At 71.1% G+C, this 23,976-nt stretch carries 17 protein-coding genes; 9 read left to right on the forward strand and 8 right to left on the reverse strand.

Annotated elements, in window-relative coordinates:
• Window positions 1–180: 180 nt before the first annotated feature.
• From K3769_RS02290 to K3769_RS02315, 6 genes are all read right to left on the reverse strand, one after another.
• The gene (locus tag K3769_RS02290; RefSeq protein WP_267024707.1) at window positions 181–1,509 is read right to left on the reverse strand and encodes an alpha-glucosidase/alpha-galactosidase; all 1,329 of its coding nucleotides are present in this window, start codon (window positions 1,507–1,509) and stop codon (window positions 181–183) included.
• A gap of 74 nt (window positions 1,510–1,583) precedes the next feature.
• On the reverse strand, window positions 1,584–2,537 hold the full coding sequence (locus K3769_RS02295) for a carbohydrate ABC transporter permease (protein WP_267024708.1): 954 nt from the start codon (window positions 2,535–2,537) through the stop codon (window positions 1,584–1,586).
• Window positions 2,534–3,568: a carbohydrate ABC transporter permease gene (locus K3769_RS02300; protein WP_267024709.1), complete on the reverse strand. Its 1,035-nt coding sequence runs from the start codon at window positions 3,566–3,568 to the stop codon at window positions 2,534–2,536. Before K3769_RS02300 ends, K3769_RS02295 begins: the two co-directional genes overlap by 4 nt.
• 11 nt (window positions 3,569–3,579) lie before the next feature.
• Window positions 3,580–4,917: an ABC transporter substrate-binding protein gene (locus K3769_RS02305; protein WP_267024710.1), complete on the reverse strand. Its 1,338-nt coding sequence runs from the start codon at window positions 4,915–4,917 to the stop codon at window positions 3,580–3,582.
• 704 nt (window positions 4,918–5,621) lie between these two features.
• Window positions 5,622–6,467 (reverse strand): hypothetical protein, encoded by an 846-nt coding sequence (locus tag K3769_RS02310; protein ID WP_267024822.1) that lies wholly within the window; start codon window positions 6,465–6,467, stop codon window positions 5,622–5,624.
• Window positions 6,468–6,876: 409 nt separating this feature from the next.
• Window positions 6,877–8,277: an AbfB domain-containing protein gene (locus K3769_RS02315; RefSeq protein ID WP_267024711.1), complete on the reverse strand. Its 1,401-nt coding sequence runs from the start codon at window positions 8,275–8,277 to the stop codon at window positions 6,877–6,879.
• Between the two features lie 191 nt (window positions 8,278–8,468).
• Here K3769_RS02315 and K3769_RS02320 point away from each other — a divergent pair, with 191 nt between their 5' ends.
• Together K3769_RS02320 and K3769_RS02325 are read left to right on the forward strand one after the other, a co-directional pair.
• The gene (locus K3769_RS02320; protein WP_267024712.1) at window positions 8,469–8,882 is read left to right on the forward strand and encodes a four-helix bundle copper-binding protein; all 414 of its coding nucleotides are present in this window, start codon (window positions 8,469–8,471) and stop codon (window positions 8,880–8,882) included.
• 123 nt (window positions 8,883–9,005) lie between these two features.
• Window positions 9,006–10,196 carry an acyl-CoA dehydrogenase family protein gene (locus K3769_RS02325; RefSeq protein WP_267024713.1) on the forward strand — a complete coding sequence of 397 codons (1,191 nt, stop codon included), beginning with the start codon at window positions 9,006–9,008 and terminating at the stop codon, window positions 10,194–10,196.
• Here the strand turns inward: K3769_RS02325 and K3769_RS02330 are convergent.
• Window positions 10,193–10,330: a hypothetical protein gene (locus K3769_RS02330; protein ID WP_267024714.1), complete on the reverse strand. Its 138-nt coding sequence runs from the start codon at window positions 10,328–10,330 to the stop codon at window positions 10,193–10,195. The two genes, K3769_RS02325 and K3769_RS02330, sit on opposite strands and share 4 nt — an antisense overlap.
• Window positions 10,331–10,382: 52 nt before the next feature.
• Between K3769_RS02330 and K3769_RS02335 the strand changes: the two genes are divergently transcribed.
• The 3 genes from K3769_RS02335 to K3769_RS02345 all read left to right on the forward strand — a co-directional run bounded on the left by K3769_RS02335 (window position 10,383) and on the right by K3769_RS02345 (window position 15,336).
• Window positions 10,383–11,117, forward strand: a complete 735-nt coding sequence (locus K3769_RS02335) for an oxygenase MpaB family protein (RefSeq protein ID WP_267024823.1) — start codon at window positions 10,383–10,385, stop codon at window positions 11,115–11,117.
• A gap of 60 nt (window positions 11,118–11,177) precedes the next feature.
• Window positions 11,178–13,484, forward strand: coding sequence for a serine/threonine-protein kinase (locus tag K3769_RS02340; RefSeq protein ID WP_267024715.1), 2,307 nt, complete (start codon window positions 11,178–11,180; stop codon window positions 13,482–13,484).
• Between the two features lie 289 nt (window positions 13,485–13,773).
• Window positions 13,774–15,336 (forward strand): phytoene desaturase family protein, encoded by a 1,563-nt coding sequence (locus K3769_RS02345; RefSeq protein ID WP_267024716.1) that lies wholly within the window; start codon window positions 13,774–13,776, stop codon window positions 15,334–15,336.
• 23 nt (window positions 15,337–15,359) lie between these two features.
• Here K3769_RS02345 and K3769_RS02350 read toward each other — a convergent pair whose 3' ends face one another.
• Entirely contained in the window at window positions 15,360–17,159 is a 1,800-nt protein-coding gene (locus tag K3769_RS02350; protein ID WP_267024717.1) for a serine hydrolase domain-containing protein, read from the reverse strand.
• Between the two features lie 190 nt (window positions 17,160–17,349).
• Between K3769_RS02350 and K3769_RS02355 the strand changes: the two genes are divergently transcribed.
• The 4 genes from K3769_RS02355 (at window position 17,350) to K3769_RS02370 (ending at window position 23,966) form a co-directional block, all read left to right on the forward strand.
• Window positions 17,350–18,459: an NAD(P)H-dependent flavin oxidoreductase gene (locus K3769_RS02355; protein ID WP_267024718.1), complete on the forward strand. Its 1,110-nt coding sequence runs from the start codon at window positions 17,350–17,352 to the stop codon at window positions 18,457–18,459.
• The gene (locus K3769_RS02360; protein ID WP_267024719.1) at window positions 18,456–20,042 is read left to right on the forward strand and encodes an acyl-CoA synthetase; all 1,587 of its coding nucleotides are present in this window, start codon (window positions 18,456–18,458) and stop codon (window positions 20,040–20,042) included. The genes K3769_RS02355 and K3769_RS02360 overlap by 4 nt, the downstream gene beginning before the upstream one ends.
• Window positions 20,043–20,203: 161 nt before the next feature.
• Complete coding sequence (locus tag K3769_RS02365) at window positions 20,204–21,802, forward strand: acyl-CoA synthetase (protein ID WP_267024720.1); 1,599 nt, start codon at window positions 20,204–20,206, stop codon at window positions 21,800–21,802.
• 169 nt (window positions 21,803–21,971) lie between these two features.
• Complete coding sequence (locus K3769_RS02370) at window positions 21,972–23,966, forward strand: alkaline phosphatase family protein (protein ID WP_267024721.1); 1,995 nt, start codon at window positions 21,972–21,974, stop codon at window positions 23,964–23,966.
• The last annotated feature ends 10 nt before the right edge of the window (window positions 23,967–23,976 follow it).

The raw sequence follows: 23,976 nt of genomic DNA on the forward strand, positions 1-23,976 counted from the left end.
AGACACCATGAGGAAGGGGAGACGCGTGCGATGCGCGCGTCTCCCACAGTTCCCTCCGGCGCCCCTGCCGGGCATCGTTCCCCGCCGCCGTCCTTCCCTGGTGCGAACGGACCAGGCACCTCCATGTCCTGGTGCCCTCGCACTACATACCGGTGGGCGGCGGGTGGTCGCGGGCCGGCCTCAGTGGCCCAGGGTGGTGCGCAGCGACGGCTGGAGGAGGTCCGCGTGGGCTCGTACCATGTCGTCGCACAGGTCCCAGATGCGCTCGACCGGCAGGGCTGCCGCGGTGGCGGGATCGGCCATGGCGGCCTGGCGTACGGACCGGGGGTCGTCCTCCATGGCGGCGCGCACCACCAGTTCGTTCATGCTCAGGTAGTTGCGGTTGAGCGCGGCCAACTGGGCGGGCAGCGGGCCGACCCGCGTCGGCTGGACCCCCAACGCGTCGACCAGGCAAGGCACTTCGACGGTGCCGGTGGCCGGGAGGTTGTCGATCAGACCGTGGTTGGGGACGTTGCCGTAGACCGTGCGCGGAGTGCCGGTCACGATGCTGTGGATGATCTGCGGGGCGTACTCCATGGTGCCCTCGACGGGGAGGGGCGTACCGGCGGCGAGGGCCCGGCGGGTCTCCTCGTAGGCCGCGACGTTCTCCTCGACGATGCCGAGGTAGGCGCCGACCGGGAGCCGGAGCCTTTCGATCTCGCTGTCGTGGTGCAGGTACCAGGGGACGTACTCGGAGGAGTGCTCGCTCGTCTCGGTCGGGTAGAAGCCGAGGCGCCGGTACATGTCGACGCGGACCCGGCGCCGCAACTGCGGGTCCTGCTCGATGAGTTTGTCGAGGAGCGGGTAGAGGTCGGTGCCCCGGTGCTCCAGGCGCAGCACCCACGCCTGGTGGTTGACGCCGGCGGCACGGTAGGTGATCTCCTCGTACGGCACGCCGAGCAGTTCGCCCAGGTCGTGGATGGTCCAGTACACCGAGTGGCACAGTCCCACCACGCGGGTCAGGCCGGTGGCCCGGGTCAGGTACTGGACGTTCATGGCCATCGGGTTGGTGTAGTTGAGCAGCCAGGCGTCCGGGCAGACCTCGGCGATGTCGGCGGCGAGCGACTTCAGCACGGGGAAGGTGCGCAGCGCGCGGAAGATACCGCCGATGCCGAGGGTGTCGCCGATGGTCTGCCGCAGGCCGTGGCGCCGCGGGACGTCGAAGTCGGTCCTGGTCGCTTCGCCCATGCCGACCTGCACGATGTTGATGACGAAGTCGGCGTCCTGGAGAGCGGCGCGGCGATCGAGGTGAGCGGTCACCCGGGGGTGGGAAGTGCCGGTCCCGGTGAGCCGGTCGGCGATCTGCCGGGCCGCTCCCTCGGCGGTGGCGAGGCGCTCGGTGTCGATGTCGTGCAGCGCGATGTGGGCGCCCCGCAGCTCGGGGAAGGCCAGCAGGTCGGCCAGCAGGCCCTGGGTGAACACGACACTGCCCGCGCCGACGAACACGATCTTCGGGGTACTGAGAGTCATCAGAGGTTCTTTCCGTTACGGGTAAGGGCGGCCACGGCCGCGTGGACGTGGCGGGCGGCGCCGAGCAGGGAGCTCTAGCCCTTGAGGCCGCTCGACGTGATCGACTGGATGAAGGTCTTCTGGGCGAACAGGAAGGCCAGCAGCACGGGCAGCACGGTGATCATGTTGCCCGCCATGACCGCCGACCACCTGGTGTGGTGCTGCCCCTGGAAGGTCGTCAGGCCCAACTGCAGGGTGTATTGGGTGTCGTGGTTGATGGCGATCAACGGCCAGGTCAGGTCGTTCCACGTGGTGAGGAAGGTCAGGACGGCCACCGTGCTCAGCGCCGGCCGGGACAGCGGCAGCACGATCCGCCAGAGCACGCCCAGCCGTGAGCAGCCGTCGAGCCAGGCCGCCTCCTCCAGTTCCCTGGGCAGCGACAGGAAGAACTGGCGCAGCAGGAACACCGCGAACGGCGTGACCAGCGAGGGAACGATCAGCGCGCCCAGCGAGTCGATGAGTCCCAGCCGCTTCATGACGAGGAAGGTCGGGATCATCGTCAGCTGGAACGGGATCGCCATCGTGGCCAGCATGAGGGCGAGCAGGATCCGCGAACCGGCGAACCGCATCCGGGCGAAGGCGTAACCGCCCAGGGAGCCCAGCACCAGGTTGGAGGCCACCGCGCTCAGGGACACGATCAGCGAGTTGGCGAACCACCGGGGGAACATCGCGTTGCCGATCACGTACCGGTAGCCCGCCAGGTCGATCCCCGACGGCCACAGCGCGGGCGGGAACCGGTTGATCTCGGCGTCGCTCATGACGGAACTGAGCAGCAGCCAGACCAGCGGGACCGCGAAGACCAGACAGAGGGGGGCGAGCAGGAGGTGCCAGGGACTGAACGGCAGCAGTCTCCGGCGCCGGTCCGGTCCACCGGCGGGCCCGGCGGCGAGTCCGGCGGAAACGGGGTCGGCGGCATCGGCGTACACGGCGGGTGCGGTGGACGCGGTGGGTGGGGGTGACGCGGCGGGAGAGGGGGACGCGGTCGTCATCGTGCGGCTCCTTCGAGGTGCTGGTCCGCGCGGGCCCGGTCGCGCAGGCCGCGCGTCAGCCGCGGCAGCCCGGCGAGTACCAGCAGGGCGAGCGCCAGGGCGTACGCCGCCGCCGCGCCGTAGCCCGCCGTGAAGTTCTTGAACGCCTGCTCCCAGATGAAGTAGACGATCACCGTCGTGGAGCCCAGCGGGCCGCCCTTCGTGGTGACGTAGACGAGGTCGAAGACCTGGAGGGAGGTGATGGCCTGCCAGAGCAGGAGGAAGGTCATGACGGGTCCGAGCGAGGGAAGGACGACATGGCGCAGCAGGCGCAGCCGTCCGGCCCCGTCGAGGCGTGCCGCTTCGATCAGGGAGGGCGGGACGTCCTGCAGCGCCGCGAGCAGGACCACCACGCAGAAGCCGGTGCCGCTCCACAGGGAGATCGCGAGGAGGGCGGCGAGCGCCTGGCCCGGGTCGTTGAGGAAGCCCTGCGGGGAGATCCCGATCTTGTCCAGGACGGCGTTGGCCGCTCCGAACTCCGGGTCGAGGATGAAGGAGAACAGCACGCCCTGGGCGGCGGCCGAGATGACGAACGGCACGAAGATGAGCGTCCGGTAGAGCCCGACGAGCCGGATGCGCCGGTTCAGGGCGAGCGCGAGCAGCAGGCCGAAGCCGATGCTCAGCGGCACGTACAGGACCGTGTACACGATGGTGTTGCGCACCGCCTGGTCGAAGTGGGGGTCCTGGGCGAGAGCCCGGTAGTTGTCCAGGCCGACCCACCGGCTCGGGGTCACGAGGTCGTCGGCCTGGAAGGACAGCAGGAGTGACCAGACCACGGGGACGACACTCAGGCCGAGGATGACGAGGACGGAGGGCGCGACGAACGCCCACGCGGTCGCCGTCTCCTGCCGCAGCCGCCGGCGTGGCGTGTGACGGCCGGGCGGTGCGTCGGGGTCCGTGCCGCCCTTGCCGAGGAGGGGCCGTGCCCACGTGCGGGGACGGCGCTTCTCGCCCCGGTCGGGGAGCGTCACAGGGGTGGGCAGGCGGGGCATGACAGGTCCTCTCAACGCGGGATGAGCAGGGCGGCGTTGGCTTCGTCCACGCAGTCGCGCAGGGCCTCGGCGGGGGAGCTGCGGCCGAGGAGCACGGCGGTGATCGCCTGGCCGAGGGATTGCGAGATCTGCGGATACGCCGGATGCACCGGCCGTACCCGCGCCGATTCCAGCGTCTTGGTGAACACCCGCAATCCCGGGGTGTCGGCCTCCTGCTTCCGCCACCGGGGCAGCGCCTGCGTACCGCGGCTCATCGGCAGGCTGCCGGCGTTGATGTCCCACCGCACGTCCTGCGCGGGCCGCGACAGCCAGGTCACGAAGGTGCGGGCCGCCTCGACGCGGGCGGACCCGTTGTCGAAGACGGTCCAGGTGTCGGGCCCGGAGATGGTGATCGGTCGGCCGCTGTAACTGGGCAGCGGTACGACGTGGTAGTCGACCTTCGCCTGCCGGATGTCGGGGAGTTGCCACGGGCCGGTGACGGCCATGCCCATACGGCCGGAGAGGAAGACCCGGTACATCTGTTCGCTGCCGGTCTTGGCATCGACGTAGACACTGCGCGACTTCACCAGGGCCTCCACCGTCCGCAGGGCCCGCAGACCGGTGTCCTCGAAGCCGATCCGCCGGCCGTCCTCGCTGGTGACGTCACCTCCGAGGTCCCAGATCATCGGCCACAGCCGCCACACGGTGTCCTCGTCGCCCACGCCGGGCCAGCCCGTGCCGAAGACGCCGCGGGCACGATCGGTCAGTTTGGCCGCCGTCCTCGTGAAGTCGTCCCAGCTCCAGCCGGGCCGGGGCAGGGGCAGACCGGCGTCACGGAAGAGTTTCTTGTTGCACACCACCGCCAGTGAGTCGATGAGCGCGGGTGCGGCCCGCACCTGGCCGTTGAGGGTGACCGCCTCACGGGCCGGCGCGTAGAAGTCCTTCCACGGGACGGGGCCTGAGTGGAAGGTGTCCGTCAGGTCCACCACGGAGGGGCTGCGGGCGACGCTCGCCAGGTCGGAACCGAAGATGTAGGCGATGTCGGGGAACGAACCGGAGGCGAGGGCGGCGGTGATCTTCTGCAGCATCGCGTCCGAGAGGACACCGCCGCCGAGGTCGACCCGGATGCGCGGATGCGTCCGGTTGAACTCGGCCGTCAGGTCCTCGATGGCGGCCCGGCCGGTGTCCGTCTGCCCGTGCCACACCTCGATCCTGACCCGGCCGTCCGCGTCGACACCGCTGCCGGGACCCGCGCACGCCGACGCGGCTGCCGCCGACGCGGCCCCTCCCGCCAGGGCCGCACCCCGCCGCAGCACGGTGCGACGGGTCGGTCGTGCGGACGTGCCGCTCGGGCGGGATGCTGCGGCCATATGAGCCCCCAGGAGTACGTGCGTGAGGCGGTTACGGGACGGTGGTGCGGGGCGTCACGACCCGGCCGGCGGTGCGGAGGGTCGGTGAGGTGACGTGCGGCGCCGCGGGGCGGTGCCGGCAGGACTGGCGTTACCGGCGGCGCGGGTTGCCCGCGACGCGGAGTGCGCGACGAGGACGCGCGATGCGCAACGCGCCCGGATCGACGGCGCCCCGGAGGCCGGCGGGCGCCGAGGCGATCAGCGCGTACGGTGTCGCGGCCGCGCGGAGGGGGGCTCCTGGTACCCGGCCACGCTCGCGTGGTCGCCGAACGAACTCGTCCGGTGGGGGAGGGGGAGGAACATGATGAGCTCCAGGGACCGGGGGGTACGTCCCCGCCTCGGAATCCGCCGCTGTGCGGCCGTCCTGGCGACTTTGTCCGGGCTCACGGTGCGTGGACCGTCTACCGGCTGGGCGTCCCTCTCGCGCCAGGTGCTCGGCTGGCGTTGGATGGAGTAAAGCGACCTGTTCCGGGCGTGTCAAGGGCCGTGGGGCAGGCCTCGCGTCGCGGACAGCGGGCCGCGCCGCCCTGTGTCACCCCAGGTCACGAGCACGCACCCGTGCGCGCACGGCGGAGGACGGCGCAGGGCGGCCGGTGATGACGGGCGACGGCCGGTGGCGACGGGTGACGGCGGGCGACGGCGGACAACCGCGGACAACGCGGAGTTCAGGTCCGGCCGAGCAGGCGGTGGAGCGAGGCCTTGAAGTTCGCCACGAACGAGTCACGGGTCGCGTCGTCGAGGAGGTCCAGGGACAGATAGGGGTTGAGATCCTCCAGCTCGACCAGCAGCAGCGCGCCGTCCGGGGCGCGGCAGGCATCGACGCGCTGGATGCCGTGGTCGATGTCGTTCCAGTCGATGAAGCGGGCCGCGAAGTCCAGGTCGGCGGGCGTGGGTTCGTAGCGTTCGAGGTGCCAGCGCCGGTCGGGGCGGGGCGCGTACAGGGCGTACTGGAAGGTGTGGTCGACGTAGTAGAACGACACCTCGTACCGGAAGTCGATACGCGGCTGGACGAGGAGAGCCGGGACGTCGTCGAACGCCAGGTTCCGCAGCCGCTCCCGGGGGACGAACTCCAGGCCCATCGAGTCCGCGCCGAGCTTCGGCTTCACCACGTACTCAGCGGCCTGCGGGAGCAGCCCGAGATCCTCGGGCCGGTCGACGGTCGGGATCACGGGAAAGCCCAGAGCGGTGAGATCGACGAGGTACTGCTTCCCGGCCTGGTCGCCCTTGCCCGTCAGCTGGGTGCAGACCGGTACCCGGCGGGCCGTGGCCCGGTCGCGGAAGGCGTCGTACGCGGCCTGGTGGTGCAGGACGGGGCCGCTGTTGCGGACCACGACGGCGTCGAAACCGGGGGAGTCCAGCAGCGCGGGCGCGTCGAGGGGGTGGCACAGCGCGAGGTCGAAGTCCTCGCGGAGCCGAGAGGTCAGGAAGATGTCCTCGTCGCCGTACCGGCGGCCCTTGGCGGGGTAGGCCAGATCGGTCACGAACAGCAGTCTGGGCCGGTCGGCGGCCATGGACACCCCCGGAGGTTCGGTCGCTGGCCTCCCATTACACACCGGCCGATCGCACTCGCCGGACGGCGGGTCGCGGTACGGGTGCGGGGCGCGGCAGGGCTCAAGCCTCGTCCGGAGTTGGCCGGATGCGGACTGCGGGAGGCGTTGACTAGAAAGCGCTTACCGCATACGTTCCGGTTCATCAGCGTGACCTGTATCCGGCACCACGAACGCACGACGCGCCACCGAGTACCGCTCGCCAAGAAGCTCCGCCCCGGACGGCGATGGCGGCCCCACCCGCAAGCGCCGGACCGGACACCAGCCATGAACGCGCTGACATCCGGCGGCCGGACGGACCTCTCTTCCCCCATGGAGGTCCGCCCGGCCGCCGGACGCGCGTCCGCCGAGAGCCGTGGTGCGCTGTCCGCTGTCAGGCCCAGGCGGCCGTGGCCGCGAACGAACTGTCCTGCCGGAAGAGTTCGGTGCCGTCCGACGGGTCCACGCGCAGCTGGTAGTTGTAGTGGCGCAGGTAGCGGCCGGGGTAGTTGTACGACTCCAGCCGGACCGAGCCGCTGGAGCTGCCCGTACGGGCGATGAAGGTGGCGTCCCCGGCGAACGTGGACGAGCCGTCGTTCGCGTCGAAACGGCCCCGGAAGTCCCAGTGCCGCAGGTAGTTGCCCGCCGCGTTGCGGAAGGAGTGGCCGTTCCCGTCGGCGAGACCCGCCACGACGGTGAACGTGGAGGCCTGCTTCTCCGCGGCCGTGCTGCTCGCGGTCACCACGGGCAGGTTGAGCAGGGCGGACTGGTCCTGCCAGTAACGGGTGGTGTAGTTGCCCGACCGGAGCGAACGGGCCACCCCCGTCGGCAGGCTCACCCCGCCGGAGACCGTCTCCTTGAGTACGGTGAAGTGGCGCGCGGTACCGGAGACGGCGGGCAGCGCCCGGGGCGCGCTCCACGTGGTGAAGCCGTCGTAGCTGTCGCTGTAGTAGTAACTGCCGTCGCCGTACCCGTCGAAGAAGATGCGCCACGCGCCGTTGTCGAGCTGGATCAGCGCGGCGCCCTCACGGGTGCCGCCCCAGCCCGCCCAGTTCCCGGTCCGGCTGATGGTGTACGGCCCGGTGAGCGCGCCGGCCGTGGCGTACTCGATGTACTTCGACGTCTCGTTCTTCGTGAAGGCGTGGTAGGTCGAACCGGTCCGCACCACGAACGTGTCGATGTGGTTGGGGCCGATGCCGGACAGCGCGACCGGTGAACTCCAAGCTGTCAGCGCCGAGTTGGTCGCCCGCAGTCGGTACGGAGTGAAGATCCACTCGTCGTTGGCGGTCGAACAGGACACCAGGATGTTCACACTGCCGTCGCTGTCGACGAACCACTCCGGCGCCCACGCGCGAGACAGGTTGGTGAGGGGGACCGGGTAGTCGTACAGGAACGTCCAGTTGCTCCGGTCCGAGCTGCGGGCGAAGCCGATGGTGGTGCTGGTGTCCTGCCAGGTGTGGGTGGTGTAGGTGATGTAGTAGTAGCCGTCGGTGTGCTTGAAGACGCTGGCGTCCCGGATCCGGTTCGCCGGCGGTGTGTACGCGGAGGCCTTGAGGAGCCGGAAGTCCGTCGCGTCGTCCGACTGGTAGACGTTCACGGTGCCGTCGTCGCTGTTGAGGAACGGCACGATGGTGTAGCGGGTGGCGGAGCCGCCGGGCGGCGCTGCCGCCGCGGCCGAACCGGGCAGCGCGCCCACGGCGAGGGCCGAGAGCGGCAGGGCGGCCATCGCGCGCAGCAGGTTCCGGCGCGAGGGGGCGGGTCCGATGGATCCGGGGGGTCTGTTTGGCGTGATCATGTGCGGCTCTCCTGGAGGGCGCGTGCGTGCCTGCCGGTGCGCGCGGTGCGCACGTTCATTGCGGCGTCGATATTTCGAACGAGGTTCGGTGGGCCGGTCAGAACGTAGGGTGTGGTCGTGGCCACGTCAATAACTTGGGCACGCGCGTGCCCGCCGGGTTTGGCGCGGCGGTGTCCGGCTACCCGGACCCTGTGTCAGTTACCGAGCTTCAGGAACTCGTTCGTTTCCTTGAGGACCGTTTCGCCTGTGCGCAGGCCTGCACCGAGTGCGCGAGGGCGTGTGCCCTGCGTGCGAGCCTCGCCGACGTGGACGGCCCCGAGGACCAACAGCTGATCCGGCGCAAGGGCATCCTGTGCGCGGAGGTGTGCGACGCGACGTGCCGTCTCCTGGCGGAACAGGTCACGCAGTCCGAGGACGCGATGCGTTCCCAGGTCGAGTGGTGCCGCACGATCTGCCTCGAAACCGCCCACGCCTTCGACGTCGGCGCCGACTCCGGTGATGGGTCCGGCTCCCACTCGGACTCCGGCTTCGGGTCCGAGGAGAGTGCCCGGGCCTGCCGCGACTGCGCCCGTGCCTGTACGGAATTCCTCAGCCGACTGCGGTGACCAGGCCGGGCCAACCGCCCGGCCCTGTCGTCGGCATTCCCTATTTCTGGAACACGTTCTACGGTGTGCGCCGTCAGGTCCGGGTGCCCGCGGCAGGGCGGGTCGGGGAACCAGGGAGGCGCCGTGCATCTCGAATACACGCCGGAGCAGCAGCGGTTGCGCACCGAACTGCGCGCCTATTTCGCCGGCCTCGTACCGGACGACGTGCACGCCCGGTACGACGAACCGGCCGCGCAGAAGCGCTTCTACCGCGACACCATCCGCCGACTGGGCTCGGACGGCTGGCTGGGGGTGGGCTGGCCCGAGGAGTACGGCGGACGCGGTCTGACGCCGATGGAGCAGTTCATCTTCTTCGACGAGGCCGCCCAGGCCGGCGTACCGCTGCCGCTGATGGCGCTGAACACGGTCGGTCCGACGATCATGAGGTTCGGCACGGACGAGCAGAAGGCGTACTTCCTGCCGAAGATCCTCTCCGGCGAGATCGACTTCGCGATCGGCTACAGCGAGCCCGACGCGGGCACGGACCTGGCCGCCCTGAAGACGCGGGCGGTCAGGGAGGGCGACGAGGAGAGCGGCCACTACACGGTCGACGGGCAGAAGATCTGGACGACGAACGGCGACACGGCCGACTGGGTCTGGCTGGCCGTCCGCACCGACCCCGACGCCCCGCCGCACAAGGGCATCACGATGCTCCTCGTACCGACCTCCGACCCCGGCTACTCCTGCACGCTCATCAACACCCTCGCCTCGCACGACACCACCGCGAGCTACTACGAGAACATCCGCGTCCCGGCCTCCCGCCGCGTCGGTGAGGAGAACAAGGGCTGGCGGCTGATCACCAACCAGCTCAACCACGAGCGCGTCACGCTCGCCGCCCACGGCACCATGGCCATCCGTGCCCTGCACGACGTACAGCGCTGGGCCATGGAGACCAAACTCGCCGACGGCCGCCGGGTCGTCGACCTGCCCTGGGTGCGCCGTACCCTCGCCCGGACCCACATCAGGCTCGACGCGATGAAACTCCTCAACTGGCAGATGGTGAACGCCGTCCAGGAAGGCACCCTCACCCCGCAGGACGCCTCCGCGGTCAAGGTCTACGGGTCCGAGGCCCGCCGTGACGCGTACGCCTGGCTGATGGAGGTCGTCGCCGTCGCGGGCGTCCTCAAGGAGGGCTCGGCGGGCGCGGTCCTCCACGGCGATCTGGAGCGCGGCTACCGCTCGGCCGTCATCTTCACCTTCGGCGGCGGCAACAACGAGATCCAGCGGGAGATCATCTCGTGGATCGGCCTGGGGATGCCGAGGGTACGACGCTAAGGGCTGTCCCACTCGCTCGTGTGCAGGGCCTTGTGCGCCCAGTCGGCGCGCGGCTCCTTGGCCGGCGGCCCGTACGGGAAACAGGGCTGGATCTGGCCGCGGCACATCTCGTCGAGGGTGCCGAACGTGGCCATGTTCCGCCACGCCGCCGCACGCTCCTACCACTCGGAACGGGCAGGACGCGGCATGTGCCGCCCCCTTCGTACGGAGTCGCCCCCCTTCGTGCGGAGTGACGGCTGGGGTCGGCTGCTGCGTACGGTCGACTTCGTCGGCGTCACCACGTACGGGACGACGGAGGCGGCCGAGAAGGCCGGTGCGCGGGTGCGCGGGATCCACAAGAAGCTCACCGCGACCCACCCCGGCACAGGAGAGCGATACGGGGTCGACGAACCCGCGCTGCTGCTGTGGGTCCACTGCGCCGAGGTCGACTCGTGTCTGCACGTCCTGCGCCGCTCCGGCCTCCGGCTCACGGAGGCGCAGGCGGACCGGTACATCGACGAGAACCGTGCCGGCGCCCGGCTGGTGGGCCTCGACCCCGCCCACGTACCGTCCGACCAGCGGGTACTGGCCGCGTACTTCGAGAAGACGCGACCGGAACTGACCGCGGGACCGGAGGCACGGGAGGCCGAGGACTTCCTGCGCAGACCGCCCGTCCACCCGCTGCTGGTCCCGGCGCGGGCCCTGCTGTGGCGCCGGGTGGCGCAGACCGCGTACGCCTCACTGCCGCCCCGCGCCCATGAGTTGTACGGAAGATCCGTACGGTCGCCCCGGGCGGTGACCCGGCGGCTGCGTCTCACCGGCACCGTGCCGCGCTGTGTTCCCGCACGTCTGCGTCGGCGGCTGCCGCCCAAACACGTTAGCCGCGCCATGTCACGGCTCGACCCCGGCTCGCGCCCCGCACCGTACAAAGTAGGACCATAGCTCGTCATACTGGGCGGGCCAGGGGAGGGCGGGTCCGGACGACGGGGGCGATCACGGCAGATGGGGGAGACCAGGCTCATCCAGGGCCGGTACCGATTGCTCGACCTGATCGGTCGAGGCGGCATGGGAGAGGTGTGGCGGGCGCGGGACGAGTCGCTGGGCAGGCAGGTCGCCGTCAAGTGCCTCAAGCCGCTGGGCCATCAGCAGGAGAACGCGTTCACGCGTGTGCTGCGGGAGCGGTTCCGGCGTGAGGCCAGGGTGGCCGCGGCCCTCCAGCACCGCGGGGTGACCGTCGTCCACGACTTCGGCGAGTCCGACGGCGTCCTGTACCTGGTGATGGAGTTGCTGGGCGGCCGCAACCTGAGCCAGCTGCTGGAGGACAACCGGCAGCACCCGCTACCGGTCGCCGACATCGTGGACGTCGCCGAACAGGTCGCCGCCGCCCTCGCGTACACCCACCGGCAGGGCATCGTGCACCGCGACCTGAAGCCCGCCAACATCATGCGGCTCGACGACGGCACGGTGAAGATCTGCGATTTCGGCATCGCCCGCCTCGGCCACGACATCGGCTTCAGCTCACGCCTCACCGGCACCGGCATCGCGATGGGCACCCCGCACTACATGTCGCCCGAGCAGATCGGCGGCACCGAGGTCGACCAGCGCAGCGACCTCTACTCCTTCGGCTGCGTCCTGTACGAGCTCGCCACCGGCGCGCCGCCGTTCGACCTCGACGACGCGTGGGCGGTCCTCGTCGGACACCGCGACACGGCACCCGCGCCGCCGCGCAGCCACCGGGCCGAACTCCCCGAGTTCCTGGACCGCGTCATCCTCGACCTGCTCGCCAAGGAGCCCGCACGGCGACCGCACGACGCCCGCGAACTGGGACGCCGGATCGGCGCCGGCCGCACCACACCGGCGTACGTGCCGACCGTGGTGTCGGCGCCCGTGCGGCCCGAGGCGGTGAAGTGGCCCGAGGTACGGGAGTGGCCCGAGGCGGGGAAGCGGCCCGAACCGGCGGGAGGCGCCGAGGTGGCCGAGCGGCTCGTCTCCCGTGAGGCGCGGCTGCCGTCCTGGACCCGCGGCATGAGTACCGGCCACAAGGCGACCGGGACCGGCGCGGGACTGCGCACCACTCCGCCGGACACCGCCGCGGGCCTCTCCGGCGAGTGGATCGCCCGTACCGACACCCGCGGCGCGCCGGACCTGGTGCCCGACGAACGGCCCACCCCGGCACCGGAGTTGCTCACCGCACTGACCGGCCGCCACAACGCGGGGCTGAGCCTCGGGCGGCTGAGCCGCTGGACGGAGGCCGGCGAGGTGCACCGCGCCGTCGCCGCCGAACGCGAGCACGCCCTGGGGCCCGACCACCCCGACACCCTCGCCAGCCGCTACGAGGTCGGCTTCACCCTCAGCCGCACGGGTCGGCCCGCCGAGGCGCTGCGCGAGTACACGTCTGTGGCCCGCACCAGGGAGCACGTGCTCGGCCCCGAGCACCCGGACACGCTGACCGCCCGCCAGGAAATGGCTTACGTACTGGGCCAGTTGGGCCGTCACTCCGAGGCGCACCAGATCTACACGGGCGTGCTCGCCACGCGGGAGCGCGCGATGGGGCCCGACCATCCGGACACCCTGCGCTGCCGCCACAACCTCGCCTTCAACCTCAGCAGGCTCGGGCGGCTCGAGGACTCGTACCGGATGGCGAGCGAGGTGGCGGCGGCGCGGGCCCGGGTGCTCGGCGCGAACCATCCCGACACCCTGGTCACGCGATACGAAGTCGCTTACGAGCTGGGGCAGTTGGGGCGGTGGACCGAGGCGCTGGCCACCTACCGGGAGGTCGCAGGGGCGCGGGCGCAGGCGCTCGGACCCGACCACCCGGACACGCTCGCCGCCCGCTACGAGGTCGGCATCAGCCTCGGGCGGCTCGGGTACAGCGGGCAGGCCCTGGAGCTGTACCGGGGGCTGATCGACGACCGGACCCGGGTGCACGGGTCCGCCCATCCCGAGACCCTGCGGGCCCGGCACGGCCTCGGGGTCAACCTCGGACGCCTTGGGCGGTGGGAGGAGGCGCTCGCCGAGTCCCGTGACGTGTGCGCGATCCGGGAGCGGGTTCTCGGGCCCGACCACCCGGACACCCTGGTGAGCCGTCGGGAGGTCGCCGTCGGGCTCGGCTGGCTGGGCCGGTGGGGGGACGCGCTCGCGGAGTACCGGCAGGTGGCGGCGGCGCGGGAGCGGGTGCTCGGGGGTGACCATCCTGACGCGCTGGCGAGTCGTCAGGACGAGGCGCACTGTCTGGAGCAGTTGGGGCGGGTGGGGGAGGCGGCGGAGTTGTATCGGAGGGGGGCTGCGGAGCGGGGTTCCGGGGCGTGACGATGCCCCGAGCTGTCTTTTTGAACGGGGGCTGCGCCCCTCGGCCCCGGGGATGTCTTCATGTGCGGGTCCGCCGGGGCGGGGGTGCGCAGTTCCCCGCGCCCCTTGGGGGGTGAGGGCTGAGCGGGGTTTGGTGGGTGGGGGTCGGGCGTGGTTGGGTGCGCAGTTCCCCGCGCCCCTTGGTGGGTCGGGGCTGGGCAGGTGTGGTTGCTCTTGACAGGTCCACTTGGGGGGCCGCCGGGTGCGTGTGGGGGTGGTCGGTGTGGATCTTTGTGTGTTACCTAGGGGGATGGGTGCTCACGAGGGATACCGGGAACACGACGTCGTCATTGTCGGCGGAGGGCACAACGGGCTGGTCGCCGCCGCCTACCTGGCCCGCGCGGGGAAGTCCGTGCTCGTGCTGGAGCGACTGGCGAACACCGGCGGTGCCGCCGTGTCGACGCGGCCGTTCGCCGGGGTCGACGCCCGGCTGTCGCGCTACTCCTATCTGGTCAGTCTGCTGCCCCGCAAGATCGTCCGGGATCTGGGCCTCGACTTCCGCGTCCGAGGCCGCAACGTGTCCTCGTACACCCCCACCGAACGCGGCGGCAGGCCCGCCGGACTGCTCGTCGGCGGCGGCGAGCGACGCACCCGGGAGGCGTTCGCCAAGCTCACCGGCTCGGCCGGTGAGTACCAGGCCTGGCAGCGCTTCTACGGCATGACCGGCCGCCTCGCCAAGAAGGTCTTCCCCACCCTCACCGAACCGCTGCCCACCCGCGACGAACTGCGCCGCCGTATCGACGACGAGGACGCCTGGCGCATCCTCTTCGAGGAACCGCTCGGGATCGCCATCGAGGACACCTTCGCCGACGACCTCGTCCGCGGAGTGGTCCTCACCGACGCCCTCATCGGCACCTTCGCCGACGCACACGACCCCACCCTGCGGCAGAACCGCTGCTTCCTCTACCACGTGATCGGCGGCGGCACCGGAGCCTGGGACGTCCCGGTCGGCGGCATGGGCGCCCTCACCCACGCGCTGGCCACCGCCGCGCGGAACGCCGGCGCGGTCCTCGCCACCGGCCACGAGGCGCTCCGGGTGGAGACCGACGGACGCGCCGCCGAGGTCACCTACCGGACCGCGGACGGCGAGGGAACCGTCGCCGCCCGGCACGTGCTCGTCAACGCCTCCCCGCAGGAACTCGCGCGGCTGACCGGCGACGAGCCGCCCACCCCCGCCGAGGGCGCCCAGCTCAAGGTGAACATGCTGCTGAAGCGGCTGCCCCGGCTGCGCGACACCTCCGTCGACCCGCGCGAGGCCTTCGCCGGGACCTTCCACATCGCCGAGGGGTACGAGCAACTGGCGACCGCGCACGCGCAGGCCGCGGCCGGTGCGCTGCCCGAGGCGCCGCCCTCCGAGATCTACTGCCACTCGCTGACCGACCCGACGATCCTGGGCCCCGACCTGGTCCAGCAGGGCTGTCACACGCTCACCCTCTTCGGACTGCACACTCCCGCCCGCCTCTTCGCCCAGGACAACGACGGCGTACGGCGGGAACTGCTGAAGTCGACCCTCGCGCAGCTGGACGCACACCTCGTCGAGCCGCTCGTCGACTGTCTGGCGACCGACGGGGACGGCCGCCTGTGCATCGAGGCCAAGACCCCCCTCGACCTGGAACGTGACCTCCGGCTCCCCGGCGGCAACATCTTCCACCGCGACCTCGCCTTCCCCCACACCCAGGAGGACACCGGCCGCTGGGGTGTCGAGACGGCCCACGCCAACATCCTCCTGTGCGGCGCGGGCGCGGTGCGGGGCGGAGGCGTGAGCGGGGTGCCGGGCCACAACGCGGCGATGGCGCTCCTGGAAGCCCCGTAGGGGGCGGGGCACCAGCAGGACGCTCAGTCCGAGGACGCCGCCCATCCCACGGCCTCGATCCGGGCCGAGTCCGCCGGCCGGGCCTCGTCGAACAGGACACGCCCGGCGTCACCGACCCGCAGCGCGTCCACGTACGCGCCCCGTCCCACGTACAGCCGATCCGTCGTGTACCGCCACCGCAGGACGAGCCGCGCGGTGGCGGGAAGGTCGGCGGCGACCCGGTGCCACACCCGGCCGGACCAGCCGGTCACCGAGCCGGCCGGATGCCCGGCGGGAGCCTCCCCGTCGCGGACGGTCGTGAACGGCACCGCCCGCCACGTCTGCCCGCCGTCCGCGGAGGACTCCAGGAACAGCGCGTCGGCCTGCGGTTCGGTGTCCCACCACAGCGCGCACCGCAGCCGCCCGCCGGCGCCCACGTCCAGCGCGGGCAGCGTCAGCGTCGCGGAGGCCGCGGTCGCCATGCCGGCGAACCAGGCCGTACGACCTCGGGCGGGCCGCACCGCGACGGCGCGCGCCAAGTGGTTCGCGGCGGCGACCCGGGGAGCCGAACCGGAGCGCCAACTGCGCACGGGATGAACTGAATTGCCGAGGAGGACGAGGAACGAGTCGGTCGTCGGATCGAGGACGAGCGAGGTGCCCGTGAAGCCCGTGTGACCCGCGGTGCGCGGAGTGGCCAGCGCGCCCATGTACCAGTGCTGGTAGAGCTCGAAGCCGAGACCGTGCTCATCGCCGGGAAAAGCGGTGTTGAAGTCGGTGAACATCAGGTCCACCGACTCCGGCTCCAGGATGCGCGCCCTGCCGTACACCCCGCCGTTGAGCAGCGTCCGGCCGAGGATCGCGAGGTCCCACGCGGTCGAGAAGACACCGGCGTGTCCCGCGACACCGCCCAGGCTGTACGCGTTCTCGTCGTGCACCTCGCCCCATACGAGCCCGCGGTCGAGCCCGGACCACGGCTTGCGGGCGTCCTCGGTGGCGGCGATCCCCGGCTGCCAGGAGGGCGGCGGGTTGTAACGGGTGCGGCGCATCCCGAGCGGCGCGGTGATCTCGGTGCGGAGCAGGATGTCCAGGGCGTGACCGGTGATCTTCTCCAGGACCAGTTGCAGCGAGATCAGGTTGAGGTCCGAGTAGAGGTACTTGGTGCCCGGCGGGTTGAGAGGCGCCTCCTGCCAGATGAGCCGGAGCTTCTCCTCGTACGTCGGTGCGCTGTAGAGCGGGATCCAGGCGCGGAACCCCGAGGTGTGGGTGAGCAGTTGGCGGATCGTGATGTCCTGCTTGCCCGCACCGCCGAAGTCGGGAAGGTACGAGGCGACCCTGCCCTCCAGCTCCAGGGCGCCGCGCTCGATCTGCTGCACGGCGAGGATCGACGTGAACAGCTTCGACACCGAGGCCAGGTCGAAGACCGTGTCCTCGGCCATCGCGATCTGCCGCTCCGCGGGGAACTCCACACCGGTGTCGGTCTTCTCGTCGTACGCCGCGTAGCGCACGGCTTTGCCGATCGGTTCGTGCAGGGCGACGGTACCGCCGCGGCCCGCGAGCAGCACGGCACCCGCGTACCAGGGGTGCGTGGGGGAGGGGCCGAGGAACGCCTCGGCGTCGGTGACGAGTCGGCGCAGGTGGGCGGGGAGCAGCCCGGCGCGTTCGGCGGAGCCGTGGCGCAGGGTGGGGTGCTTGCGGCGGGCTCCGTCGTCCTCCTCGGCTGTGCCGGGTGCCGCCGACGCCGCGGGCAGGGGCGCCAGGATCAGTGCGCCGCCCAGCGCGGTCAGGCCGCGCCCCACCTGGCGGCGGGTCGGCCCGCCGCCCGCTCCGTCCCCTGCCGATGGCATCGACGCCATTGAAGAGCCTCCCGTCGCCCCGCCTGAAAGTATCTTTCCGCCCGCACTGTGCCGGGTGAAACTTTTGTGTCAGGAGTGGGTGGTGTCAACGGTGGCGACCCGACTCGTCCGCGCTCCAAAAAACTGACGGGTCATCAGGAAAGGTCTTCCCTCGTCCACAGGACTGCGGCATCCTGCGCCCATGCAGACGGAGCTGAGCAAGAAACTGGGAGTCGAGCACGCCCTCTTCGGCTTCACGCCGTTCCCCGCCGTCGCCGCTGCCATCAGCCGGGCGGGTGGCTTCGGCGTGCTCGGCGCGGTCCGCTACACCGACCCCGACGAGCTCAAACGGGACCTCGACTGGATCGAGGCACACGTCGACGGCATGCCGTACGGGCTCGATGTCGTCATGCCCGCCAAGAAGGTGGAGGGCGTCACCGAGGCCGACGTCGAGGCGATGATCCCCGAGGGACACCGCCAGTACGTCCGCGACACCCTGGCCACGTACGCGGTGCCCGAACTCGACGAGGGCGAGGCCTCCGGCTGGCGCATCACCGGCTGGATGGAACAGGTCGCCCGCACCCAGCTCGACGTCGCCTTCGACTATCCGATCAAGCTGCTGGCCAACGCGCTCGGCTCACCGCCCGCCGACGTCATCGAGCGCGCCCACGAGAAGGGCGTGCTGGTCGCCGCCCTCGCGGGCAGCGCCCGGCACGCGCGCAAGCACGCCGAGGCGGGCATCGACATCGTCGTCGCCCAGGGGTACGAGGGCGGCGGCCACACCGGTGAGATCGCCTCCATGGTGCTCACCCCCGAGGTCGTCGAAGCCGTCGCACCCCTGCCCGTGCTCGCCGCCGGCGGCATCGGCAGCGGACAGCAGATGGCCGCCGCCCTCACACTCGGCGCCCAGGGTGTGTGGCTCGGCTCCCTCTGGCTGACCACCACGGAGGCCGACATGCACTCGCGCGCCCTGACACGGAAGCTCCTCGCCGCCGGGTCCGGCGACACCGTCCGCTCGCGCGCGCTGACCGGGAAACCCGCACGGCAGTTGCGTACCGAGTGGACCGACGCCTGGGACGACCCGAACGGACCCGGCACGCTCCCCATGCCCCTGCAGGGACTGCTGGTCGCCGACGCGCTCTCCCGCATCCAGAAGCACGAGGTCGGACCGCTGCTCGGCACACCCGTGGGACAGATCGTCGGCCGCATGAACAGTGAACGCACCGTCCAGGAGGTCGTCGACGACCTCACCCGCGGCTTCGAGGAGGCCGTGGACCGACTCGACCGCATCGCCGGAAGGAGCCACGAGTGAGCCAGCCCCCCAACGGCTTCTGGGCCCAGGCCACCGCCGACCCCGAACGCATCGTGCTCGTCGCGACCGACGGCGAGGAGTGGACCGCCGGACGGCTGCACGCCGAGGCCAACCGCCTGGTCCACGGACTGCGCGCCGCCGGCCTCGAACGCGGCGACTCCTTCGCCGTCGTCCTGCCCAACGGCGTCGAGTTCCTCACCGCCCACCTCGCCGCCTCGCAGGCCGGCTTCTACCTCGTGCCCGTCAACCATCATCTGGTCGGCCCCGAGATCGCCTGGATCGTCGCCGACTCCGGGGCCAGGGTGCTCATCGCGCACGAGCGGTTCGGCGACGCCGCGCGCCACGCCGCCGACGAGGCGAAACTGCCGGCGGACCGGCGGTACGCGGTCGGTGCGGCCGGTACTGCCAATACGGCCGGTGCGGCCGGTTCGATCGAGGGCTTCCGGCCGTACGGCGACCTCCTCGACGGGCAGCCCGGGACCGTGCCCGCGGACCGGACGCTCGGCTGGGTCATGAACTACACCTCCGGCACCACGGGCCGTCCGCGCGGCATACGCCGGCCGCTGCCCGGCAAGCTCCCCGAGGAGACGTACCTCGGCGGCTTCCTCGGCATCTTCGGCATCAAGCCGTTCGACGACAACGTGCATCTGGTGTGCTCGCCGCTCTACCACACCGCGGTCCTGCAGTTCGCGGGCGCGTCCCTGCACATCGGGCACCGGCTGGTGCTGATGGACAAGTGGACTCCCGAGGAGATGCTCCGGCTCATCGACACCCAGCGGTGCACCCACACCCATATGGTGCCGACCCAGTTCCACCGCCTGCTCGCCCTGCCGCAGCAGACCAGGGAGGCGTACGACGTGTCGTCCATGCGGCACGCCATCCACGGCGCCGCCCCCTGCCCGGACCATGTGAAACGGGCCATGATCGAGTGGTGGGGCCACAGCGTCGAGGAGTACTACGCGGCCAGCGAGGGCGGCGGGGCCTTCGCCACCGCCGAGGACTGGCTGAAGAAGCCCGGCACGGTCGGCAAGGCGTGGCCCATCAGCGAACTCGCCGTCTTCGACGACGACGGGAACAGGCTGCCGCCCGGCGAACTCGGCACCGTCTACATGAAGATGAGCACCGGCGGATTCTCCTACCACAAGGACGAGTCCAAGACGAGGAAGAACCGCATCGGGGACTTCTTCACCGTCGGCGACCTGGGGTACCTCGACGAGGACGGGTATCTCTTCCTGCGCGACCGCAAGATCGACATGATCATCTCGGGCGGGGTCAACATCTATCCCGCCGAGATCGAGGCCGCGCTGCTCACCCACCCCGCCGTCGCCGACGCGGCCGTCTTCGGCATCCCGCACGACGACTGGGGCGAGGCGGTGAAGGCGGTCGTCGAACCCGCTCCCGGCTTCGAAGCCGGCGAGGCGCTGGCCGCACGGATCCTCGAACACTGCGCACAGCAACTGGCCGGGTACAAACGGCCCGCGAGCGTCGACTTCATCGAGGCGATGCCCCGCGACCCCAACGGGAAGCTGTACAAACGACGGCTTCGGGAGCCGTACTGGGAGGGGCGGACTCGACCGGTGTGATTCGGCGCCGCCGACCAGTGTGCGGCTGTGGCGGGGACGACCGGTGCGAGGCTTCGGCGGCGCTGTGGTCCCGCGCCGTACGGGACCGTCCCCGCCGACCGTTCCGGAGTCCGTGCCGCCCGGCTTGACCCGCGACCTGGACGGAACCAGGATCAAGTCCCATGACGCCCGGACAGACGCCTGGACAGATGCCTGGACACGGCAGCACGGTCGACGGGGTGCTGCGGCGCAGCGCCCGGCGCACCCCGGCCCGCCTCGCGGTCACCTACCGCGACCGCACCTGGACCTACGCCGAACTCGACGAGGCGGTCTCCCGGGCGGCCGGGGTACTGCGCTCCTCGGGACTCGCCCCGGGGGACCGCGTCGGCGCCTACGCTCACAACTCCGATGCGTACCTCATCGGCTTCCTGGCCTGCGCCCGCGCCGGACTGATCCATGTGCCGGTGAACCAGAACCTCACCGGCGACGATCTCGCGTACATCGTCGGCCAGTCGGGCAGCACCCTGATCCTCGCCGACCCGGACCTCGCGGACCGGCTCCCCGACGGCGTCCGTACGCTGCCGCTGCGCGACGCCGAGGACTCGCTGCTCGCCCGGCTGGAGGCGACGCCCCCGTACGACGGTCCGGAGCCGCGCACCGAGGACCTGGTGCAACTGCTCTACACCTCGGGCACGACGGCTCTGCCCAAGGGCGCGATGCTGACCCATCGGGCGCTGGTGCACGAGTACCTGAGCGCGATCACCGCCCTCGACCTGAGCGCGGGGGATCTGCCCGTGCACTCGCTGCCGCTCTACCACTCGGCGCAGATGCACGTGTTCCTGCTGCCGTACCTCGCGGTCGGCGCCTCGAACACGATCCTCGACGCGCCCGACGGGGACCTGCTGTTCGACCTCGTCGAGGCCGGCCGGGCGGACAGCCTCTTCGCGCCGCCCACCGTGTGGATCGGCCTGTCGAACCGCCCCGACTTCGCGACGCGCGACTTGAGCGGACTGCGCAAGGCGTACTACGGGGCGTCGATCATGCCGGTGCCCGTACTGGAACGGCTGCGGGCGCGGCTGCCGAAGCTGGCCTTCTACAACTGCTTCGGCCAGAGCGAGATCGGCCCGTTGGCCATGGTGCTCGGGCCGCACGAGCACAGGAAGAAGCGGCTGGACTCCTGCGGGCGCCCGGTGCTGTTCGTGGACGCGCGGGTGGTCGACGAGGACGGCAAGGAGGTGCCCGACGGCACCTCGGGTGAGGTCGTCTACCGGTCGCCGCAGCTCTGCGAGGGCTACTGGGACAAGCCCGAGGAGAGCGCCGAGGCCTTCCGGGACGGCTGGTTCCACTCCGGTGATCTCGTGGTGCGGGATGCCGAGGGGTACTTCACCGTCGTCGACCGGGTGAAGGACGTCATCAACTCCGGGGGTGTACTGGTCGCTTCACGGCAGGTCGAGGACGCGCTCTACACCCATCCCGGGGTGGCCGAGGCCGCGGTGGTCGGGTTGCCCGACGAGCGGTGGATCGAGGCGGTCACCGCGGTCGTCGTTCCCCGCGGCGAGGTCACGGAGGACGAACTGATCGCCCACGCGCGCGAGAAGCTCGCGCACTTCAAGGCGCCGAAGCGGGTGGTGTTCGTGGACGAACTGCCGCGGAACGCGAGCGGGAAGATCCTCAAGCGGGAACTGCGGGACCGCTTCGGGGCGGGCTCCCCGGTGGCGGGCCCTGCCGGCCTTGACCGACCGGTGACTGAATCTTTGCCGGGCGGACCGCCGACCCGCTGAACTGAACACGCTGGTGGGCCGTACCAGTTACGTTACGGCGGTCCGACCACCCGAGCCTGGTCCGCCCAGCCACCACAGGGTTTCGCACGGAAGGACCTTCGGGTTGTCTAGCACCACGAACTCTCACCCATTGCCGGACCTGGACCGGACAACCCCGAAGGAACCCGAGATGCCCGAGGCAGCGCCTCCGGCGGACAGCACGCCCCCGCAGAAGGCGACGACGCCCGCTGAGCAGCCGAACCCACCTGCTGAGCAGCCGAACCCGTCCGCCGACGGGCCGAACCCGTCCGCCGCGGGGGCCGGGACGCCCGCCGACACAGCGGACACGCCGATCGCCACGCCGTCCACCACCGAGGACGAAGAGGCCCCCGCCGAAAAGACCGAGCCCGCCCTCGCCGAAGCGCCCATATCCGCCGGCGAGGAGGCATCCGCAGACGCAAGCAAGGGCGCGTCCGCCGCCGCAGGCGAGGGCGCCTCGGTGGGCGGCGAGGGGGCTGCCGACGTGCCCCCCGCCTCCCGCGGCTGGCGCGCCCGGCACCCCGGGGCCGGGCGGAGCGTGACCTGGACGGTCACCTCCCTTGCCGCCCTGCTCGTGCTCTTCGCGCTGCTCATGCCGAACGACCCCGACCGCTTCCGGCCCGCCGTGTTCCTCCGGCTGCCCGTGGAGGCGATCTTCGGCGCGGCCGTCCTCATGGTCCTGCCGAAGACACTGCGGCTGATCACGGCCGTCCTCGCCGGTCTGAGCCTGGGCGCGATGACCGTCCTGAACCTCCTCGACCTCGGCTTCAACGAATTCCTCGGCCGCGGCTTCAACGTCGTACTCGACTGGGTCCTGTTCGACGACGCCCGGACTTACCTCGAGGACTCGATGGGCAAGGCCGGCGCGGTCGGTGTCGTCGTCGCGGTCATCGTGCTCGTCATCGCCGTGTTCGCGCTGATGGCCCTCTCCGTCGTCCGCCTCGCCAACCTGCTGGCCCGCCAGAGCGGCCGGGCCACCCGTGCCACGCTGGTCGCCGGCACGGTCTGGGTGGCCTGCTCGGCGCTCGGCGTGCAGTTCGCGGGCGTGCAGTTCGCGGCCCGCAGCACCGCGGGGGCCGTCCAGAACCGGGTCGACCGGGTGCAGGCGACCCTCAAGGACGAGGCCGAGTTCGCCAAGATCGCCAAGAAGGACACGTTCGCGAAGACACCGCCGGACCAGCTCGTCCCCGATCTGCGCGGCAAGGACGTCATCTTCGCCTTCATCGAGAGCTACGGCCGAAGCGCCATCGAGGACCCGATCATGGCGCCCGGGGTCGACGCCACGCTCGACGAGAAGACGGCGGAGCTGACCGAGGCCGGCTACGCGGCCAAGAGCGGCTGGCTCACCTCGGCGACGTACGGCGGCAGCAGCTGGCTCGGCCACTCCACCTTCCTGTCCGGGCTGTGGATCAGCAACCAGGCCCGCTACCGCACCGTCACCGCGGGCGAGCACCTGACGCTCACCGGCGCCTTCCAGCGCACCGGCGACTGGCGGACCGTCGGCATCATGCCGGGCGTCCAGAAGAGCTGGCCCGAGGGCTCCTTCTACGGCCTCGACAACGTCTACGACTCAAGGGAACTCGGCTACAAGGGCCCCAAGTTCAGCTGGTCGACCATGCCGGACCAGTACGCCCTGAGCGCCTACCAGCGCCTCGAGCACGGCAAGAAGCGCGACAAGCCGCTGATGTCGGAGATCATCCTGACCTCCAGCCACCAGCCCTGGGCGCCGATCCCGAAGACCATTCCCTGGGACGAGGTCGGTGACGGCTCGGTCTACAAGGACATCCAGAAGGAGGGCAAGAAGGCCTCGGACGTCTTCTACGACTCCACGAAGGTCAAGGAGGAGTACGGGAAGTCCATCCAGTACTCGGTGACCAGCCTCATCGACTACGTGGTCAAGTACGGCGACAAGAACACCGTGCTGGTCTTCCTGGGCGACCACCAGCCGCTCGCCAGGGTCAGCGGCGACCACGCCAACCGCGACGTGCCGGTCTCCATCGTCGCCCACGACAAGTCCGTGCTCGACAAGATCGACGACTGGGGCTGGACCGACGGCATCAAGCCGGACCACACGGCCCCGGTCTGGCGGATGGACTCCTTCCGCGACCGCTTCCTGACCGCTTACGGCTCCACCCCGCACCCCTAGCCGGTTCCGG

The organism is Streptomyces ortus (assembly GCF_026341275.1).
In the GTDB taxonomy this organism is placed as follows: Bacteria; Actinomycetota; Actinomycetes; order Streptomycetales; family Streptomycetaceae; genus Streptomyces; species Streptomyces ortus.

What these genes read in the sequence shown, in the direction of transcription:
- K3769_RS02290 (WP_267024707.1), bottom strand. Translation starts at nt 1,509, where the DNA reads ATGACTCTCAGTACCCCGAAGATCGTGTTCGTCGGCGCGGGCAGTGTC.
- K3769_RS02300 (WP_267024709.1), bottom strand. Translation starts at nt 3,568, where the DNA reads ATGCCCCGCCTGCCCACCCCTGTGACGCTCCCCGACCGGGGCGAGAAG.
- K3769_RS02305 (WP_267024710.1), bottom strand. Translation starts at nt 4,917, where the DNA reads ATGGCCGCAGCATCCCGCCCGAGCGGCACGTCCGCACGACCGACCCGT.
- K3769_RS02355 (WP_267024718.1), top strand. Translation starts at nt 17,350, where the DNA reads ATGCAGACGGAGCTGAGCAAGAAACTGGGAGTCGAGCACGCCCTCTTC.
- K3769_RS02350 (WP_267024717.1), bottom strand. Translation starts at nt 17,159, where the DNA reads ATGCCATCGGCAGGGGACGGAGCGGGCGGCGGGCCGACCCGCCGCCAG.
- K3769_RS02330 (WP_267024714.1), bottom strand. Translation starts at nt 10,330, where the DNA reads ATGGCCACGTTCGGCACCCTCGACGAGATGTGCCGCGGCCAGATCCAG.
- K3769_RS02365 (WP_267024720.1), top strand. Translation starts at nt 20,204, where the DNA reads ATGACGCCCGGACAGACGCCTGGACAGATGCCTGGACACGGCAGCACG.
- K3769_RS02345 (WP_267024716.1), top strand. Translation starts at nt 13,774, where the DNA reads ATGGGTGCTCACGAGGGATACCGGGAACACGACGTCGTCATTGTCGGC.
- K3769_RS02310 (WP_267024822.1), bottom strand. Translation starts at nt 6,467, where the DNA reads ATGGCCGCCGACCGGCCCAGACTGCTGTTCGTGACCGATCTGGCCTAC.
- K3769_RS02370 (WP_267024721.1), top strand. Translation starts at nt 21,972, where the DNA reads ATGCCCGAGGCAGCGCCTCCGGCGGACAGCACGCCCCCGCAGAAGGCG.
- K3769_RS02340 (WP_267024715.1), top strand. Translation starts at nt 11,178, where the DNA reads ATGGGGGAGACCAGGCTCATCCAGGGCCGGTACCGATTGCTCGACCTG.
- K3769_RS02315 (WP_267024711.1), bottom strand. Translation starts at nt 8,277, where the DNA reads ATGATCACGCCAAACAGACCCCCCGGATCCATCGGACCCGCCCCCTCG.
- K3769_RS02295 (WP_267024708.1), bottom strand. Translation starts at nt 2,537, where the DNA reads ATGACGACCGCGTCCCCCTCTCCCGCCGCGTCACCCCCACCCACCGCG.
- K3769_RS02335 (WP_267024823.1), top strand. Translation starts at nt 10,383, where the DNA reads ATGTGCCGCCCCCTTCGTACGGAGTCGCCCCCCTTCGTGCGGAGTGAC.